This is a genomic window from uncultured Streptococcus sp., from assembly GCF_963456385.1.
Taxonomy (GTDB): domain Bacteria; phylum Bacillota; class Bacilli; order Lactobacillales; family Streptococcaceae; genus Streptococcus.
In genome coordinates this window covers 57806-75737 of record NZ_CAUOLF010000005.1, presented here as the reverse complement: position 1 = coordinate 75737, position 17932 = coordinate 57806, and the positions used below count along the sequence as shown (strand labels likewise).

The following is a 17932-nucleotide window of genomic DNA, read 5'->3' as shown; positions in this document are numbered from 1 at the left end:
TTACTGTTTACAAAAAACAACCAGACAGCCTGTCTAGTTGTTTTTTCGTGTCTCTTGGTGAAAGATGTTTTGCCATACTTCGTGGCGGCGCCAGAGGCTGGTATGGATAACACCGTCCATTTCATAGCGGATGAGCTTGGTTTTCTGGCTGATAGAGAGGAGTTCAAATTTTTTATGAATAGCTTTTATTTTGATTTATATTAAAGGGATTGCAAAAAATGTAAACGCTTGCTAGTTTTATAATTTTTTTGCTATAATGTACTATGGTTGTATTAGTATAGTTGAAGATTTTATGCTCTATAAAGGAAGGGAATATTTATGAAAATACTTAAATTACTTTTGATAGTATTTATTGGATTTTTAGGGTTGGGAACTCTCAGTGCATGTAGTCAACAGAAAAAAAACGGACAGAAGGAGGTGGTTGCATTGACAATAGAGGAAAAAAAGAAACTTCGTAAAGAAGAAGAGCAAATTGCTTTGTACCTGGTAAATCATTATGAAGATGTGAAAAAAATTAAGTTTGATAAATTTCACAGAGGAGGATTTGGGATAGCAGATTCAATAAGCGTCATTGTCAATGATGATAGTTACATAAAACCAATCATATTTAACGATGATAGTGAAAGATATTCTGTTGATTATGATCCGAGTGATTTTCATCTAATAAAAAAGAAAAATTCTACGGAATTGACCAGTCTTGATGGGATTGAAGTGATATATTATGAGGAAAAGTAAATGGATTATTTAACAGACAAAGATTATAATGAGATTGCGCAAAAAGCTTATAAACTTGATCCGAAAGAAAATAGTTCGAAAGAACAATTATATAAAGGCAGTTTGATTGAAGTAGGAAATCGTCAGTTTCAAGTCATTGATGCTATTGGGAACTCTGCTGAACCAACGGAAAACAGTATGCAAGCAATGGCTGTTGCTCCTGTTGATGATCAAGGAAACGTAGATTACAGTCAGGTAGTGGTTTCTTATGTTGGAACCAATTTTGGAGAAAAAAAGATATTCTGAACGACCTTGAAAATCTAGGTATGGGTTTTACTGATACGATGATGGTAGGTGTTCCTTCTGGTTATGGAGTAATTAAGCGTATAATGGAGGGGGACTTTAAAAATGCAGTTCAAAAAGAATTTACAGAAAATATTGTTCCAGTTCAATCAAAGACTGCAGTAGAGTTTGCCCAGCGAGTAGAAAAAAAGGTTCGTCAAGAGAATCCCAATGCTATTATAACAACGAATGGTCATTCTTTGGGAGAGTCTATGGCTCTTTATACGGCCTTAAAAATGGGGTGGAATAATGTTGGCTTTAACGACCCAGATATTCATAATATTCTTTCAGAAGAAGAAATAGCCTATATGCAGGCTCATCCAGAGCAATTTCGTAATTTTCGTAATCCCAATGATTTGATTCTGGGAAATATTTTGGGTAATAAAACTGGGGTAGCCATCTATGTCAATGTGACGGATGCTAGGTTTATTGATGAAGCAATTGGAATATTGCAGGATAAGTCCCTGTCTTGGAAAAAAAAGGCTGATAAAATCTATAGTTTGGGTGACAAATATCATAGTTACAAAACTTGGCAATTCAATGATAAAGGTCAGCTTATTGATGAAAATGGAAATATTGTAACAAATAATGCACGAGGGAACAGGAATATTCTCCTCTTAGAAACGAAAGCCAGAATGATGCGCTACTATGGATTGAAGTCTCTGCTAACCGAAAGCGGTGGAGGTTTGAGTTCTAATGAGCAGATTTTTCTGGACAGTGAGCAAGCTACGATTGCTGCAGAATCTTTAGTAAGTTCTGCACAGCAAACACTTGATCAGATTAAGATTGAAAAGCAAAAAGGAGTAGAGGAGGCTGAGGCTCTCTTTGAAACTACTAAGTCGCCGTTCATGGTTAGCAGTCTTAGCCCTTATGAGATAGAGGAGGCTTTTGCAGATGGCGGTGTAACAAATGATAGCATTGTCGGAGATGTTGAGGGTTCATTGGAAAAAAAGGTTCAACAAGCTAGCCAGTTATTGGACGAAATGGCTCGATTAAAAGAGCAAATTACATCCGGAATCAATAAAAAACTTGAGGAAGACACAGCTTTAGCAGGGGAGTTCAATCAATGGAGAAGTTTGAATTAGCACAACGTGAAGTTGAAAATAAAAAGCAAGAACTTGATGAATTAGAAGATTTTCACCGTACAAAGTTAAAAGAGTTTAAGAAGAGAGATGATTATTTTCAAACAGCTTGGCGTGCAGTCAAAGAGCTTCTTGATGAAAAATATAAAGAAACTTTGTATTATTTAAAAACTATAGATGCTGATCAGGAATTTTATAGGATTCTCAATAGAGAAATGGAATCTTATCAAATAATGTCGGAAGAAGTATTGGTCCAAGCACAAAGAACTCTTGAGTTAGAAGTTTTAAAAGAAGAAGAAAATTTTCGGCAGAAGAGGAGATATCTAGATGAGCAGTTGGAAGAGGCATACTTACGCCGGAGAATAGCTGTAGAGGAAAATAATCAAAAGAAGAAATAGAAAGAAAGTGATACAGCATGGCAAGAACAACAATAGATACAATTACAGATGTATTTACAAAAGGAACTTTAGATGATTTAAGTGCTCGTCTTAATGAGATAAAAAAACAAATTGAAAAAAATTTGATTAAAAATGTCTATGCTCCTCAAGCTCTGAAGAAACGTGATATTATAAAGTCCAATGCTGAGAAAAAGATTAGCGAAATTGCTAAGGAAGGCAAATCAGCTTTGAAAGGCATTAACGATACTTTGGATGGAGCCATTAAAGGACAGTGGTCTACTGCAGTTAGAGATGCAGTTGTAAAAACAAGTAAAAGATATGATGAGATATAACCATAAAAAACAACCAGACTGCCTGTCTAGTTGTTTTTTCGTGTCTCTTGGTGAAAGATTTTTTGCCATACTTCGTGGCGGCGCCAGAGGCTGGTATGGATGACACCGTCCATTTCATAGCGGATGAGCTTGGTTTTCTGGCTGACAGAAAGCAGTTCAAAGTTTTTGATAGATGTTTTTGAGGCTCTTTCTGCCTGAAACTCAGCTTTGTTCAGTTGTCGGCCATCTTGGCAAATATAGAGAAATTCGGCGGACAGAAGCGTATCCAGTTGGCTGCCTTGCTCCACGAGCTGCTCACGCATGAGTAGGTTTGGATAAAGATTTTCCAATCTCTCATCTTCAGGAATGGGAGCGGGCTCGATATGAATGTCAATGTCAAAGACCCCGAAGCGCTCCATCAACATATCCTCAACTTGGTCCGCAATCTCATGGCTTTCAAAAACAGATAAATCTGGGTTCATTTCCAAGATAATATCCAGATAGATATTACTGCCATAGGTCCTACCCCGCTGGGACTTGACCTGAGTGATTTTAGGAATTTCCAGGATAGCTTGCTTGTAGTCCTGCAGCAGGCTTTCATCAAATCCGTCGGACAGGCTGAAGGAAGATTCCATAAAGATATCATAGGCCGTCTTGAGAATGAAGAAGGTAATGATAATGGCTGCCAGCTTATCAACTATTGGAAAGTTAAAGGCGCTGGCAATGATAGCGACCGAGGTGCCAATGGATGTAACTGCGTCAGACAGATTGTCCTTGGCTGTAGCATCCAGAGCCTTGGAATGAGCTTTCTTAGCCAGTGTTTTATTGTAAAAATAAACACCCAACATGATGATAGCTGAGATGATTCCGACCACGGCACCAACTGGGTCAATCTTAGTCTCTTGGTTGGAGATAATCTTCTGAATGGTCTCAATCAAGACATCAAATCCAACGAAAAACATGATAAAAGATGTGATGAGACTGGCCAGATCTTCTATCTTCCAATGGCCGAAACGATGGTCACGGTCGGCTGGTTTTCTGGCCATACGCAGGCCTATTAAAACGGCGATATTAGCCACGATATCAGATACATTGTTGAAGCCATCGGCCGTCAGACTGGAGGACTGGAGGGTCGAGCCTGCGATAATCTTGACCGCAGATAGAATCAGATAGGTAGCAATGGAAAGGATGGCTCCTCTCTCCGCTAGCTTCAGATTGTTACTAGGATTTTTCATGAAAGCCTTTCTTTCTAGTGGGGCAGCAGAATGGAAAAGAGACTTGCGAAAAAATGTCATCTATGGACAGATGCTCTAAGTCTCATATGGGCATATTATAGCAAAAATAGACCTGATTTTCAATTTCCGTCGGGCTTAGGGGGGCCTTAGATGACTTTGTCGAAAATCTAATCTAAAATCAGGAATTCCTCTTCTTTCTGGTTTAGCTTCATCAGGATTTTTGTTATAATAGTAGCATTGACTTTGAAAGAGGAAGAAAAATGCATCCTTTATTAAACGGTATGAATGACCGTCAGGCTGAGGCGGTTCAAACAACAGAAGGGCCTTTACTGATAATGGCGGGAGCTGGTTCGGGTAAGACCCGTGTCCTGACCCACCGCATAGCCTATTTGATTGATGAAAAGGAGATTAATCCTTGGAATATCCTTGCCATTACCTTTACCAATAAGGCGGCGCGGGAGATGAGAGAAAGGGCTGAAAAACTCAAAACGGAGGCCCAAGATTGCTTAATCGCTACCTTCCACTCCATGTGTGTGCGAATTTTGCGGCGAGAAGCAGATCATATTGGCTACAACCGCAACTTCACCATCGTTGATCCGGGTGAACAGCGGACTCTGATGAAGCGAATTCTTAAAAATCTCAATCTGGACCCTAAAAAGTGGAATGAGCGCGCCATTCTGGGTACTATTTCCAATGCTAAGAACGACCTGATTGATGAGGTGGCCTATGCGAATCTAGCTGGTGATATGTATACAGAGATTGTGGCCAAGTGTTACACAGCCTATCAAAAGGAATTGCGCCAGTCTGAGGCTATGGATTTTGACGATTTGATTATGCTGACTCTGCGGCTTTTTGACCAAAATCCTGACGTTCTGACCTACTACCAGCAACGTTACCAGTATATCCATGTGGACGAGTATCAGGATACTAACCATGCCCAGTATCAGCTGGTCAAGCTCTTGGCTTCCCGCTTTAAGAATATCTGCGTGGTCGGAGACGCTGACCAGTCTATCTATGGCTGGAGGGGAGCCGATATGCAGAATATCCTGGACTTTGAAAAGGATTATCCAGAAGCTAAGGTAGTCCTGCTGGAGGAAAATTATCGTTCCACCAAAACCATCCTTCAGGCAGCTAATGAAGTCATCCGAAACAACCGAAACCGCCGTCCTAAAAATCTCTGGACTCAAAACGAAGACGGTGAGGAAATTGTCTACTATCGGGCTAATGACGAGCAGGACGAGGCTCTCTTTGTCGCCCGGACTATTGATCAGCTGAGTCGAGAAGGATACAGTCATAAGGATTTTGCAGTCCTTTACCGGACCAATGCTCAGTCCCGGACAGTGGAAGAAGCCCTGCTCAAGGCCAATATTCCCTATACCATGGTCGGTGGAACCAAGTTCTACAGCCGCAAGGAAATCCGAGATGTTATTTCTTACCTCAATCTCATCGCCAATCCTAGCGATAATATCAGCTATGAGCGAGTGGTCAATGAGCCCAAGCGTGGTGTCGGTCCAGGAACGGTGGAGAAAATTCGGGATTTTGCGTCCAGCCAGGAAATCTCTCTACTGGATGCATCGGCCAATATCCTGCTGTCACCGGTCAAGGGCAAGGCAGCTCAGGCGGTCTATGATTTTGCCAATATGCTTCTGGATTTGCGGGAGCGTTTGGACGACTTTACAGTGACGGAGCTGGTAGAAGCTGTATTGGAAAAGACAGGGTATGCTACAGCCTTGGTAGCCCAGGCGACCTTGGAAAGCCAAGCACGGATTGAAAATATCGAAGAATTCCTGTCTGTGACTAAGAACTTTGACGAAAGTCCAGACAATCCTGCTGATGAGTCTGGTCTGGATAAGCTCAGTCGTTTTCTCAATGACTTAGCCTTGATTGCAGACACAGATGACGGAGATACGGAGAGTTCCGAAGTGACTCTGATGACCCTCCACGCGGCCAAGGGATTGGAATTTCCGGTCGTCTTTCTGGTTGGTATGGAGGAAAATGTCTTCCCTCTGAGCCGGGCATCTGAAGATGAGGATGAGCTAGAAGAGGAGCGGCGTCTTGCCTACGTTGGCATCACCCGAGCAGAGAAGATTCTCTATCTGACCAACGCCAATTCCCGTATGCTTTATGGTAAAACCAACTATAATCAGCCTACTCGCTTTTTGAGAGAAATCAGCTCAGCCCTACTTGACTATCAAGGCTTGGCTCGGCCGGAAAACAGTCCCTATAAGGTCAGTTACACCAATAGCGACACTAGAAAGTTCGGTCAGGGAATGAGCCTGGCTCAAGCCATGCAAGAGCGGAAGCGTCAGGCGGCTCCTAGTTCCATTTCTACAGGCAGTCTGCCTTTTGGAAAGAGCAGTCAGAGCCAGCCATCTAAGCCAGAAGTTGCTTGGGCTATCGGAGATATTGCCCACCATAAGAAATGGGGCGATGGGACAGTTCTGGCAGTCTCTGGCAGCGGCAACAGCCAAGAGCTCAAGATTAATTTCCCAGAAGTCGGTCTGAAGAAAGTGCTGGCCAGCATAGCACCGATTGAGAAAAAATCATGATGAGACAGTCGATTGAAGCCTGGATCTATCATCCAGAGGATCGAGAAATCTTGCTCTTGAAAGTTGAGGATGAGAAAGTTTCCTTTTGGCAGCCCATTACTGGTGGGATTGAGAGTGGCGAGAGTCCAGAAGAGGCCTGCCTTCGTGAAATAAAAGAGGAGACCGGCTTGCTCTTAGCTTGTTCAAGTCTGACGGGTCTTGGAGATTTTACGGTAAAGATTGATGAAAATCTGTCCATCCACAAAAATCTCTTTCTAGTTCTGACAGAACAGAAGGACATCCAGCTTTCAGATGAGCATGTAGGAGCTCAGTGGGTAGCTTTAGACAAGGTTTCGTCGCAGTTGTACTGGCCCAGCAATCAGGAGACTTTTGAGATTATAACTGAGAAGCTATAAGATATAGCTTCTCTTTATTTCTTTTGATAAAGAAATTCTATTAGTCAAGCGAGACGTTTAGTGGTAGACTTATCACATAACTATAGTGAGGTGACCTTATGACACGTGAATTTAAATTTGAAACCCTGCAGCTTCATGCCGGACAGACAGTAGACCCGACAACCAAGTCACGGGCTCTGCCTATTTACCAAACAACTTCCTATGTGTTTGACGATACTCAGGAGGGTGAAGATCTCTTTGCCCTACGCAAGCCGGGCAATATCTACACTCGGATTACCAATCCGACCCTGTCTGCTTTTGAGGAGCGGATTGCGGCTTTGGAGGGTGGAGTCGGAGCACTAGCGACAGCTTCTGGTATGGCGGCCCTTACCTATACCGTTCTAGCTTTGGCGCATGCTGGCGACCATGTAGTAGCAGCCTCTACCATCTACGGAGGCACCTTTAATTTGCTCAAGGAAACCCTGCCTCGCTATGGCATTACCACGACTTTTGTCGATATTGAAAATCTGGCTGAAGTAGAAGCGGCCATTCAGGACAATACCAAGCTGGTTCTGATTGAAAGCTTGGGCAATCCGCTGATTAATATTCCTGACTTTGATGCTTTGGCAGAGCTGGTTCATGCTCATAAAATTCCGCTGATTTCTGACAATACCTTTGCTACACCATATCTGATCAATGTCTTTTCTCATGGAGTGGATATCGCGGTGCATTCTGCGACTAAGTTTATCGGCGGTCACGGAACCAGCATCGGTGGCGTGATTGTGGACAGCGGTCGTTTCGACTGGGAAGCTTCTGGCAAGTTTCCGCAGTTTGTGGACCCAGATCCTAGCTACCACGATATCAGTTATACGCGCGATGTCGGAGCAGCAGCCTTTGTTACTGCTGTCCGGACCCAGCTCTTGCGCGATACGGGTGCAGCCATGTCTCCCTTCAATGCCTTTCTCTTCTTGCAGGGGTTAGAAACTCTCTCTTTGCGCGTAGAGCGCCATGTGTCTAATGCGGAGAAGATTGTAGATTTCCTAGCAGGGCATCCTAAGGTCGAGCAGGTCAATTATCCCAAGCTTGCTGACAGTCCTTATCATGCTTTGGCAGAAAAATATTTCCCTAAAGGCGTGGGCTCAATTTTCACCTTTAATGTCAAAGGTGGGGAGAAAGAAGCTCGTAAGGTTATTGACAGCCTGGAGATTTTCTCTGACTTGGCCAATGTAGCAGATGCTAAGTCTCTGGTTGTCCATCCGGCTACGACGACTCATGGTCAGATGTCACCAGAGGCTCAGCTGGCAGCAGGCATTACACCAAATCAAATCCGTCTCTCTATCGGATTGGAAAATGTGGATGACTTGATAGAGGATCTCAAACTAGCTTTGGAGTCTATCTAATTTTCAAGGTCTCTAGACAGAGCAAATAAGAATAAAGCTAGGTTTTCGCCTAGTTTTTTGTTATAATGAAAAATATTAAAAAATAGCAGGTAATCAAAATGACAATTTCAGTGATTGTTCCGTGCTTCAATGAAGAAGAGTCTATTCCTCTGTTTCATGAAGCTATGGAAGCGGTGAAATATCAAATCCGTGACCAGTTCGAATATATTTTTGTCAATGACGGATCGACAGACCAAACCTTGGCTGTTTTGCGTGAGCTCAGCGGCCGCTGTTCAGATGTGCACTATCTGTCCTTTTCTCGTAATTTCGGGAAAGAAGCAGCCCTCTATGCTGGTTTGCAAGAGGCGAGCGGGGATTTGGTGACAGTCATGGATGTGGACTTGCAGGATCCGCCAGAGCTTTTGATTGAGATGAAGGCTATGCTGGGCTCGAATCCTGAGCTGGACTGTGTGGGAACCCGCCGCACTACTCGTGAGGGAGAGCCGCCAATCCGAAGCTTTTTTGCCAATTTGTTCTATAAGCTGATTAACAAGATTAGTCAGGTAGAGATGGTAGATGGTGCGCGTGACTTCCGACTGATGCGCCGCCAGATGGTAGAAGCCATTCTGGAAGTTTCAGAGTACAATCGCTTCTCTAAGGGAATTTTTGCCTGGGTTGGCTTCAATACCGAGTACTTGGAATACAAAAATGTTGAACGAGTGGCTGGTAAGACCTCTTGGAATTTCTGGTCTCTTTTCAACTATTCTTTGGAAGGCATCGTCAATTTCTCTGATGCGCCGCTCAACATCGCCTTTTTAGGAGGTATCCTGTCTTGGATTTTAGCCTTCATCCTGATGGCAGTCATTATTATCCGTACCTTGGTTTTTGGTGACCCGACATCGGGCTGGCCGTCCCTTATGACCGTCATTCTCCTTATCGGAGGCTTCCAGCTGTTGACCATCGGTATCCTAGGCAAATACATCGGCAAAATCTTCATGGAAACCAAGCATCGCCCAATCTATGTGATTAAAGAAAAGAGTAAGTGAGTCTTTGAAAGAGTTTTTGAGCTTAAGTGACTCTTATTTAGCTGAGGAGAGATTGTGAAAAATAAAAAAATCAATATTGTCTTATGCTTGTCTTCGTTTATTTATGCGATACAGTTTTACATCAATAATAAAATCACTCCAGTAGGAGACCAAACGGCTTTTTTAGAATACGCTAAGGAATTTCATTACAATTATTTATTCTTTGGGATTGATCGTTATTTTACTTGGAGCAGTAGACTGCTCATTGAGTCAGCCACCTTATTATTTTCCGTTCACGAAAGGCTGTTTATAGCAGCAGCTTTTCTGGCAACATTGCTTTTGGTCTATGCTTTAAGGAAGCTGACCCCTTCCTTGCCTTGGCTGCCAGCTTTACTAATTTTTATATTCCTTCCGGCAACTGAATTTTTAAGTGCGGGCTCTATTCCAACTTATGTCAATTACATTTTCCCTGCTTCCTTGTTGCTTTTCGCACTTTTTTTCAGAGAATCTAAAAATATTTGGATTAATATGGCTAGCCTTTTGTGCTTTTTAGTTGCTATCATGCAAGAACAATTAGCAGTCTATGCTTTTTTGTGGCTTCTGTTTGAAACTGTCCTTGCAAAGAAAGATAAAAAACCTTTACTGGGTAATCTATGCTATTTGGCACTGAGCGCTTTAGGAATCATATCAGCCAAGCTATCTCCGGGGAATGCTCTGCGTTTGGAAAAGAATATTGTCAGTTGGTTCCCCAACTTTCCGAACTTGAATATCTTCCAAAAGCTTGGGCTTGGCTTTCTGGAGACAGGTGATAATCTGCTTTCCACATCCTTTGCCTTTGTAATGGTCTTCTTGCTTGTGCTCCTTGTTTATGCTCTTCACAAGAAAAATGTAACAGCCATAGTTCTGAGCGGTTTTGTTATGTTCAATATTTTTTCGCAAAAAATGAGCTGGAATACTATTTTTGGTACCTTAACAGGTATCAGTAAAGCAGCCAGAGAATCAGGGACATTTTCTTTTAATATCACGTATATGAGCGCGGTCGCTTTTTATGGCTTGCTGCTATTAATGATTCTTTATGCTTTATGGCTTGTAGTTTCAGATTTTAAAGAAAAAATATGGCTGACCTATTTATTTGTAATTGGTTTTATTGGCCGCATGGTCATTTCATTATCCCCCACTCTCTACGCTTCAAGCACTCGAACCTTTTTGCCTCTGATGATAAGTCTATTCATTATTACTTGCAGATTGTTGTATCACTTGTATATAGAATATCAAAAGCGGCAAGAGGATGTTCTCTAAATCATCCTATGAAGTATATTTTCCGATAGGGATTCGACCAAGCAGATTTTTTCTGCTTTTTTTGTTATAATAAACTCATTGAATGTTTATGATATGAAAGGAAAGACAAATGATTTTAATTACAGGTGCGAATGGACAGCTGGGTACAGAGCTTCGCTATCTTTTGGATGAGCGCAATGAAGAATATGTGGCTGTTGATGTGGCGGAAATGGATATTACCAATGCCCAAATGGTGGACAAGGTCTTTGCGGAAGTCAAGCCAAGCTTGGTCTATCACTGCGCTGCCTATACAGCTGTTGATGCAGCTGAGGACGAAGGAAAAGAGCTGGACTATGCCATCAATGTGACCGGTACTGAAAATGTGGCAAAAGCTGCTGAAGCACACGGAGCAACCTTGGTCTATATCTCAACAGACTATGTATTTGACGGACAAAAGCCTGTCGGTGAGGAGTGGGAAGTAGATGACCGGCCGGATCCGCAGACTGAGTATGGCCGTACCAAGCGCATGGGTGAGGAGCTGGTTGAGAAATATTCCAGCCGTTTCTATATAATCCGTACTGCCTGGGTCTTTGGTAACTACGGTAAAAACTTTGTCTTTACCATGCAAAATCTTGCCAAGACGCACAAAACTCTGACTGTAGTCAATGACCAACATGGCCGTCCGACATGGACTCGTACTCTGGCTGAGTTTATGACTCATTTGGCTGAAAACCAAAAGGAATTTGGTTATTACCATCTGTCTAATGATGCGGCTGAGGACACCACTTGGTATGACTTTGCAGTGGAAATTCTCAAAGATACAGATGTGGAAGTCCAGCCGGTTGATTCCAGCAAATTCCCAGCCAAGGCTAAGCGGCCTTTCAACTCAACTATGAGCCTGGCCAAGGCTAAGGCTACAGGCTTTGTCATTCCGACTTGGCAGGATGCCTTAAAAGAGTTTTACAAGCAAGAGAAGAAACAGTGATTTTCTTTGACGTTTATAACAGCGACAGAATGTAGTCTCAGACTAGGTTCTGTTTTTTTCTTCTAGCTAGTTGGGGAAGTGGTTTCAGGTGCATGCTCTGCTGTAGAAATAGCTGGCTTGAAGATGCGAGGGGAAAATGATAATGAGAAGAATTTTCCACAGATCTTATCCCCTTAAAATAAAGATGTTTCAATTTGATGAAATTCTGTGGATAACCTTTATTATTTCATTAAACTATGTTACAATGTTACTATAAATAAAATAGAAGAGGTGTGTGAATATGTCACGTAAACCATTTATTGCTGGTAACTGGAAAATGAACAAAAATCCTGAAGAAGCAAAGGCTTTTGTAGAAGCGGTTGCTGCTAAGCTTCCATCTTCAGATTTAGTAGAAGCTGGTATCGCTGCTCCAGCACTTGATTTGACAACTGTTTTGGCAGCAGCTAAAGGAAGCAATCTTAAGGTTGCAGCGCAAAATGCTTACTTTGAAGATGCAGGTGCCTTCACTGGTGAAAACAGCCCTAAAGTTCTTGCAGAAGTTGGAGTTGACTACATCGTTATCGGTCACTCAGAACGCCGCGATTATTTCCATGAAACAGACCAAGACATCAACAAAAAAGCGCACGCTATCTTCCGCAATGGTCTGGTGCCAATCATCTGCTGTGGTGAATCGCTTGAAACTTACGAAGCTGGTAAAGCTGTAGATTTCGTTGGTGCCCAAGTATCAGCTGCTTTGAAAGACTTGACAGCAGAACAAGTTGCATCATTGGTCATCGCTTATGAGCCAATCTGGGCTATCGGTACTGGTAAGTCAGCAACTCAAGACGACGCTCAAAAGATGTGTAAAGCAGTTCGTGATGTTGTCGCAGCTGACTTTGGTCAAGAAGTAGCAGACAAGGTTCGTGTTCAGTACGGCGGTTCTGTAAAACCTGAAAATGTCGCGTCTTACATGGCTTGTCCGGATGTAGACGGTGCTCTTGTTGGTGGTGCATCACTTGAAGCTGAAAGCTTCTTGGCATTGCTTGATTTTGTAAAATAAAAAATGTTGAAAAAAGACTTGTCCTCCCAAAGGTGACAAGTTTTTTAAAAGTTGGAGAGAAAAGTTGAAATCGAAAGAATTAGTTTATTTAGCGAGTACGGCTATTTTATTGGCGGCGACTGCCAATGTTGCAAAAGCCGAGGAACATACTATCGCTGAGTCAGAAGTTTTAAAAACAGAAAGGTCTGTTAGTTCACAGAATCAGAAAGTGAATGCGGCCGCATCACAAACGTCTAATCAGCCGACTGTAACAGTATCATCTGCAGAACAGTCAGTTCAAGCTGTTAAGCAAGAGGAGCAAGCAACGAACGCTGTAGGAACAGCTGTTGAGTCTGGAGGAGCAGCTCAATCAGATCCTGTAGAAACTCAGGTGGCCCCTGCTAAGCCAGAAGGGCAAAGTCAGTCGGATGCAACTGCTTCTAATCAGAATGAAACTGTAGCTGATCAGTCAGCAAAATCAAGCTCTTCTGTTTCAGATTCTGCTACTGCCTCAGAGCCCAAGGCTAGTCCTGCAGTAGCATCAGCACCAAAAGCTAGTAATGCTGGAAAAACTGTATTTTATAATGCTGGTTCAAAGGCTCAGGCAGCTCGCGGGAATTCCCAAGCGGAGATAAAAGGCACTTCCTTTGTAGATGTCAGCAGCCACAATGGCCATATCAGCGTAGACGACTATCGTAAATTAGCCCAGCAAGGGGTTGGCGGTGTCGTTGTCAAACTGACAGAAGGAACCCATTACACCAATCCATTTGCCGAGTCTCAAGTGAGAAATGCACAGGGAGCTGGTTTACAAGTATCGACCTATGCCTTCTCGCACTATACCAGTGATGAAGAAGCGAGAGCAGAAGCGCGCTATTACGCTGCCTTTGCTAATAGACTAGGTCTTCCTAAAAATACAGTTATGGTCAATGACATGGAAGATCCCAAAATGCAAAATGGGATTAACCAGCATACCCAGGCTTGGGCGGATGAGATGCGCAGACTGGGTTATTCTAACCTGATGTATTATACCAGTGCCAGCTGGCTGGATCAAAATAATCTTCGCAGCAAGGGACCTGTCAATACATCGCAATTTGGCTATAGCAATTTCTGGGTGGCTCAGTATCCGTCTTCTAATTTAAATCTTGATGGAGCTAAATCTCTCAAATACAACAGTGGCGCTGGAGCATGGCAGTTTACAGCTCAGGCTCAGCTGTTAGCTGGTAAGCATGTATTTGACCATAGCGTTGACTATTCCGGAAGATTTACCCAGCAGTCTGCTCTTGCTAAGCAGCCTTTGAAGGGTAACATTAGTATTCAGAATAAGAATAATGTCAACGGCAGCTTTGATGTTGTGATTTCAAACGTTTCTGCTCCTTATGGAGTGTCTGTTGTTAGTGTTCCAGTGTGGTCTGAAGCTAATGGTCAAGACGATATTATCTGGTACACAGCCACTCAGCAGGCTAATGGTACTTATAAAGTTTCTGTTGATTCTAGCAGACATAAGGATTCAGTTGGCAAGTACAATGTCCATCTCTACTATGTCCGCAACGATGGTCAATTAGTCGGTGTTGGTGGTACTACAACCAATGTGTCTGTCATCAAGCCACAGGGCAAAATCAGCATTCAGAATCGCAACAGCGAAACTGGTGATTTCGATATTGTGGTTTCAGGTATCTCATCCCCTGGTGGTCTTAAGACTGTCTCTCTGCCAACTTGGTCAGAGGCCAACGGCCAAGATGATATCAAGTGGTATACTGCTGAACGTCAGGCTGACGGCACCTATCGTAAGCGAGTCCGCATAAGCGACCACAATAATGTGCAGGGCGAGTACAATGTCCATCTCTACTATGTTCAAAATGACGGCCGCTTGGTTGGTGTAAGCGGTACTAAAACGACCGTTTCTCTTGGGAAACCTAAGGGCACCATCAGTATTCAAAATCGAAACAAAGAAACTGGCGATTTTGATATCGTGGTTTCAGGTATTTCATCTCCGGGCGGTCTGAAGAGCGTTTCTCTGCCAACTTGGTCAGAGGCCAATGGCCAAGATGACATCAAGTGGTATGACGCAGAGCGTCAGGCTGATGGCACTTATCGTAAGCGAGTCCGCCTGAGCGATCACAAGATGGTTGAGGGTGAGTATAATATCCATCTCTACTATGTTCAGAATGATGGGCAACTGGTTGGTGTCACAGGAACTAAGACGACCATTTCCCTAGATAAGCCAAAACCACAAGGCAAAATCAGCATCCAGAATCGCAACAGTGAAACGGGTGATTTTGATATTGTCGTTTCAGGAATTGTCTCTCCGGGCGGTCTGAAGAGCGTATCATTGCCGACTTGGTCAGAGACCAATGGCCAGGATGACATCAAATGGTATGACGCAGAACGTCAGGCTGATGGCACTTATCGTAAACGAGTTCGTCTGAGCGACCATAACAATGTCCAAGGCGAATATAATGTACATCTCTACTATGTGCAAAATGATGGCAAACTAGTAGGAGCAGGCGGCATCAAGACCAACGTTTCTATCAGCAAGCCGCAGGGTAAAATCAGCATCCAGAATCGCAACAATGAAACCGGTGATTTTGATATTGTGGTTTCGGGAATCTCATCCCCAGGGGGGGTGAAGAATGTTTCTCTTCCAACCTGGTCTACAGCCAACGGCCAAGATGACATCAAGTGGTACGATGCTGAGCGTCAAGCGGATGGCACCTATCGTAAGCGTGTCCGTCTGAGTGATCACAATAATGTTGAGGGCGAATATAATGTTCACCTTTACTATGTGCAGAATGATGGCAGCTTGGTTGGTGTGAGCGGCACTAAAACGACTATTTCCATTGAGAAACCAAAAGCGCAAGGTAAAATCAGCATTCAGAATCGCAATAGCGAAACCGGCGATTTTGATATTGTAGTTTCAGATATCGTATCACCAGGTGGTCTTAAGACAGTTTATCTTCCAACTTGGTCAGAGGCCAATGGCCAAGATGACGTCCAATGGTACACAGCTGATCGTCAGGCTGATGGTACTTATCGTAAGCATGTATATGCGCGTGACCATAACAACGTTCAGGGCGAGTATAATGTGCATCTCTACTATTTGCAAAATGATGGCAAGCTAGTAGGAGCAGGTGGCATCAAGACCAATGTTTCTATCAGTAAGCCGCAGGGTAAAATCAGTATTCAAAATAAGAATAATGATACTGGAGAGTTTGACATTGTAGTATCAGGAATTGTGGCACCAGAAGGTCTCAAGACAGTTTACCTGCCGACTTGGTCAGAAGCGAATGGTCAAGATGATGTCCAGTGGTATACAGCGGATCGTCAGGCTGATGGCACTTATCGTAAGCATGTATATGCGCGTGATCATAAGAATAATGCAGGCGAGTACAATGTTCACTTGTATTACTTAAATAATCAAAATCAGCTGCAAGGAGCTGGTGGAGAAAAGACCTCTATCTCTGTGAACCGTCCTCAGGCAACTAATCAGCGCGACCGTGTTCTTGCGGCGGCAGCTGCTATGGTAGGTGTCAGGGGAGGCAGTGCTGAGCATCAGCGCTTGGTCAACGATTATAACAGTGTCAGACCGCTGCCAGTTGGTTATGCTGTGAAAAACACAGATGACTGGTGCGACATTTTTACTACAGTTATTTTCCAAAGAGAGGGCTTGAGTGATCTTATCGGCCGTGAGTGCGGTGTAGAGCGCCATATTCATATTTTCCAAAGACTAGGTATCTGGAATGAAGATGGCAATTCGACACCTAGCGCAGGCGATATCATCACTTTTAACTGGGATAAAGATACCCAGCAAAATGATGGCTGGGCTGATCATATCGGTATTGTCGAAAAAGTAGAAAATGGCATCATTCACACGATTGAAGGCAACAGCAATAACGTAGTTAAACGCAATACTTACCGCATCGGTCATGGAAATATCCGTGGTTTTGCGACACCTCGTTATAGATAAACAAACAAAAAACCAAGGGAGACCTTGGTTCTTTTAACGTCTTAGAATTTTCTTTATGAGCTGAAGCAGCTTAAATTTGAGAGGGTTAGGATAATAACGGAAAGTTCCCATTTTTCGGATGATGAAGCCGTTGAAGTTTTGTTTGAAGCGCAGAACGCCGTCAGAACCATCGAAAATTCCCATAATACCGAGGAAATTGTAAAATGGAATGCCTCTCTTGATACTTTCGGTCATAACGTATTCCTGCAGCAGGGCTGGAGCGTAGAATTTATTAAACTCAGGATAGGAGCCGCTGAAGAGATAGGTTGCTTCCTGAGGGGTGTAGATAAAGAGGCTGGCAGCCAGAATCTGGTCTTGGTCGCCGTACTTGTCAATCAGCTCTTGGGCCTCTGCTTTGCGGATTTCAAAGCTGTCAAACTGGCTGGAAAGCTCTCGAAGCTGATTTTGCTTCTTTTCAGACTGAGGATTTTTTTCCAAGTCCGCCTTCAGTTTCTGGATTTTCTGGCCCAGTTTCTCTTGATCCTTTTGTAAGTTCTGAAGATAGTCCTTGAAGTTGAGACTGGCTGTCATAAAGTCCGCCTGCTGACCAAAGCTATCATAAAAATCTAGATAGTAGTCTAGTGGCTTGTCATCGTACTCTCGCCGGTCAGAAGTGGCAGCTGTGATATCTTTGAAAACGCTGAGTTGGTCACGTTCTAGCCTTTTTAGCTTGATACCAAAGGTATTAGCCTTTTTGACAGTCGCCTTACCATTTTTACTGAAGGATTTGAGCAAGTCTTTCTCCGTCAGATCAGCTAAGTCTTTGACATAATGCCAATCAGGCTCCCCACCTGGATAGCCTGTCTGTAGGCCGTCAAAGTCAAAGCCTAAGTCAGTCAGCTGCTGGATAAGCTGGCCTTTTTCATCAGATGTGGGCTGGCCATTGCTGTCAAAGGTCTGATACGTCTCGTAGGGCTTGATGATGAGCTCTAAGGCGCCTTCTTTTTTAGCATAGGCCTGCAAGGCTTGATAGAAGGGAGTCAGGTATTGAGCATCGGTAGAGACAGGACCGCAGTTAATTTCCATATGAAGGCCGCCAGTCATCGGCATACTGTAGAGGACAGCAGACACCACTACCTGTCCCTGCGGGTCGGTGTAGCCGACATACTGGGTACTGAAGCCCCGCTTGCTCAGCAGCTCTGCCATTTCTACGGTCTGCATAAAAGAGCGTTGGGAGCTAGCTGAGGTATGCTGGATGAATTCTTCTTGGCTGAGAAGTTTAAAGGTCATAGGCTTCCT

The 17932-nt window shown here is 43.4% G+C and carries 15 protein-coding genes and 1 pseudogene; 13 read left to right on the top strand and 3 right to left on the bottom strand.

Translation table 11 applies throughout. The annotated features are described in order from the left end of the window. Nucleotides 1-33: 33 nt before the first annotated feature. Nucleotides 34-174 (bottom strand): annotated as a pseudogene (locus RP262_RS03250) (cation-efflux pump); the annotation flags it as partial. Between the two features lie 144 nt (nt 175-318). Between RP262_RS03250 and RP262_RS03245 the strand changes: the two are divergent. The 5 genes from RP262_RS03245 to RP262_RS03225 are packed head-to-tail and all read left to right on the top strand — an operon-like array spanning nt 319 to nt 2868. Then, nucleotides 319-735, top strand: a complete 417-nt coding sequence (locus tag RP262_RS03245) for a ubiquitin carboxyl-hydrolase (RefSeq protein WP_311154299.1) — start codon at nt 319-321, stop codon at nt 733-735. Then, the gene (locus tag RP262_RS03240; RefSeq protein ID WP_311154298.1) at nt 736-1020 is read left to right on the top strand and encodes a hypothetical protein; all 285 of its coding nucleotides are present in this window, start codon (nt 736-738) and stop codon (nt 1018-1020) included. It abuts the gene before it with no gap. Between the two features lie 20 nt (nt 1021-1040). Further along, on the top strand, nt 1041-2141 hold the full coding sequence (locus tag RP262_RS03235) for a lipase (RefSeq protein ID WP_311154297.1): 1101 nt from the start codon (nt 1041-1043) through the stop codon (nt 2139-2141). Next, nucleotides 2123-2536, top strand: coding sequence for a hypothetical protein (locus tag RP262_RS03230; protein ID WP_268701351.1), 414 nt, complete (start codon nt 2123-2125; stop codon nt 2534-2536). Before RP262_RS03235 ends, RP262_RS03230 begins: the two co-directional genes overlap by 19 nt. Before the next feature lie 17 nt (nt 2537-2553). Continuing rightward, nucleotides 2554-2868 carry a hypothetical protein gene (locus tag RP262_RS03225; protein ID WP_311154296.1) on the top strand — a complete coding sequence of 105 codons (315 nt, stop codon included), beginning with the start codon at nt 2554-2556 and terminating at the stop codon, nt 2866-2868. 26 nt (nt 2869-2894) lie between these two features. Here the strand turns inward: RP262_RS03225 and RP262_RS03220 are convergent, their stop codons facing one another. Beyond that, nucleotides 2895-4082: a cation diffusion facilitator family transporter gene (locus RP262_RS03220; protein WP_311154295.1), complete on the bottom strand. Its 1188-nt coding sequence runs from the start codon at nt 4080-4082 to the stop codon at nt 2895-2897. Nucleotides 4083-4342: 260 nt separating this feature from the next. Between RP262_RS03220 and pcrA the strand changes: the two genes are divergently transcribed. The 8 genes from pcrA (at nt 4343) to RP262_RS03180 (ending at nt 16654) form a co-directional block, all read left to right on the top strand. Beyond that, the gene (pcrA, locus tag RP262_RS03215) at nt 4343-6631 is read left to right on the top strand and encodes a DNA helicase PcrA (RefSeq protein WP_311154294.1); all 2289 of its coding nucleotides are present in this window, start codon (nt 4343-4345) and stop codon (nt 6629-6631) included. Then, nucleotides 6628-7026, top strand: a complete 399-nt coding sequence (locus RP262_RS03210; protein WP_311154293.1) for an NUDIX domain-containing protein — start codon at nt 6628-6630, stop codon at nt 7024-7026. The genes pcrA and RP262_RS03210 overlap by 4 nt, the downstream gene beginning before the upstream one ends. Before the next feature lie 98 nt (nt 7027-7124). Next, nucleotides 7125-8405: an O-acetylhomoserine aminocarboxypropyltransferase/cysteine synthase family protein gene (locus tag RP262_RS03205; RefSeq protein WP_311154292.1), complete on the top strand. Its 1281-nt coding sequence runs from the start codon at nt 7125-7127 to the stop codon at nt 8403-8405. Between the two features lie 98 nt (nt 8406-8503). Continuing rightward, complete coding sequence (locus tag RP262_RS03200) at nt 8504-9430, top strand: glycosyltransferase family 2 protein (protein ID WP_311154291.1); 927 nt, start codon at nt 8504-8506, stop codon at nt 9428-9430. A gap of 54 nt (nt 9431-9484) precedes the next feature. After that, on the top strand, nt 9485-10708 hold the full coding sequence (locus RP262_RS03195; protein ID WP_311154290.1) for a beta-carotene 15,15'-monooxygenase: 1224 nt from the start codon (nt 9485-9487) through the stop codon (nt 10706-10708). Nucleotides 10709-10817: 109 nt separating this feature from the next. Then, nucleotides 10818-11672, top strand: coding sequence for a dTDP-4-dehydrorhamnose reductase (rfbD, locus tag RP262_RS03190; protein WP_009660566.1), 855 nt, complete (start codon nt 10818-10820; stop codon nt 11670-11672). A gap of 280 nt (nt 11673-11952) precedes the next feature. Further along, nucleotides 11953-12711, top strand: coding sequence for a triose-phosphate isomerase (gene tpiA / locus RP262_RS03185; protein WP_002900651.1), 759 nt, complete (start codon nt 11953-11955; stop codon nt 12709-12711). Nucleotides 12712-12775: 64 nt separating this feature from the next. Continuing rightward, nucleotides 12776-16654, top strand: a complete 3879-nt coding sequence (locus RP262_RS03180; protein ID WP_311154289.1) for a GBS Bsp-like repeat-containing protein — start codon at nt 12776-12778, stop codon at nt 16652-16654. Nucleotides 16655-16687: 33 nt separating this feature from the next. Here RP262_RS03180 and RP262_RS03175 read toward each other — a convergent pair whose 3' ends face one another. Further along, the gene (locus RP262_RS03175; RefSeq protein WP_311154288.1) at nt 16688-17923 is read right to left on the bottom strand and encodes an aminoacyltransferase; all 1236 of its coding nucleotides are present in this window, start codon (nt 17921-17923) and stop codon (nt 16688-16690) included. Nucleotides 17924-17932 lie beyond the last annotated feature (9 nt).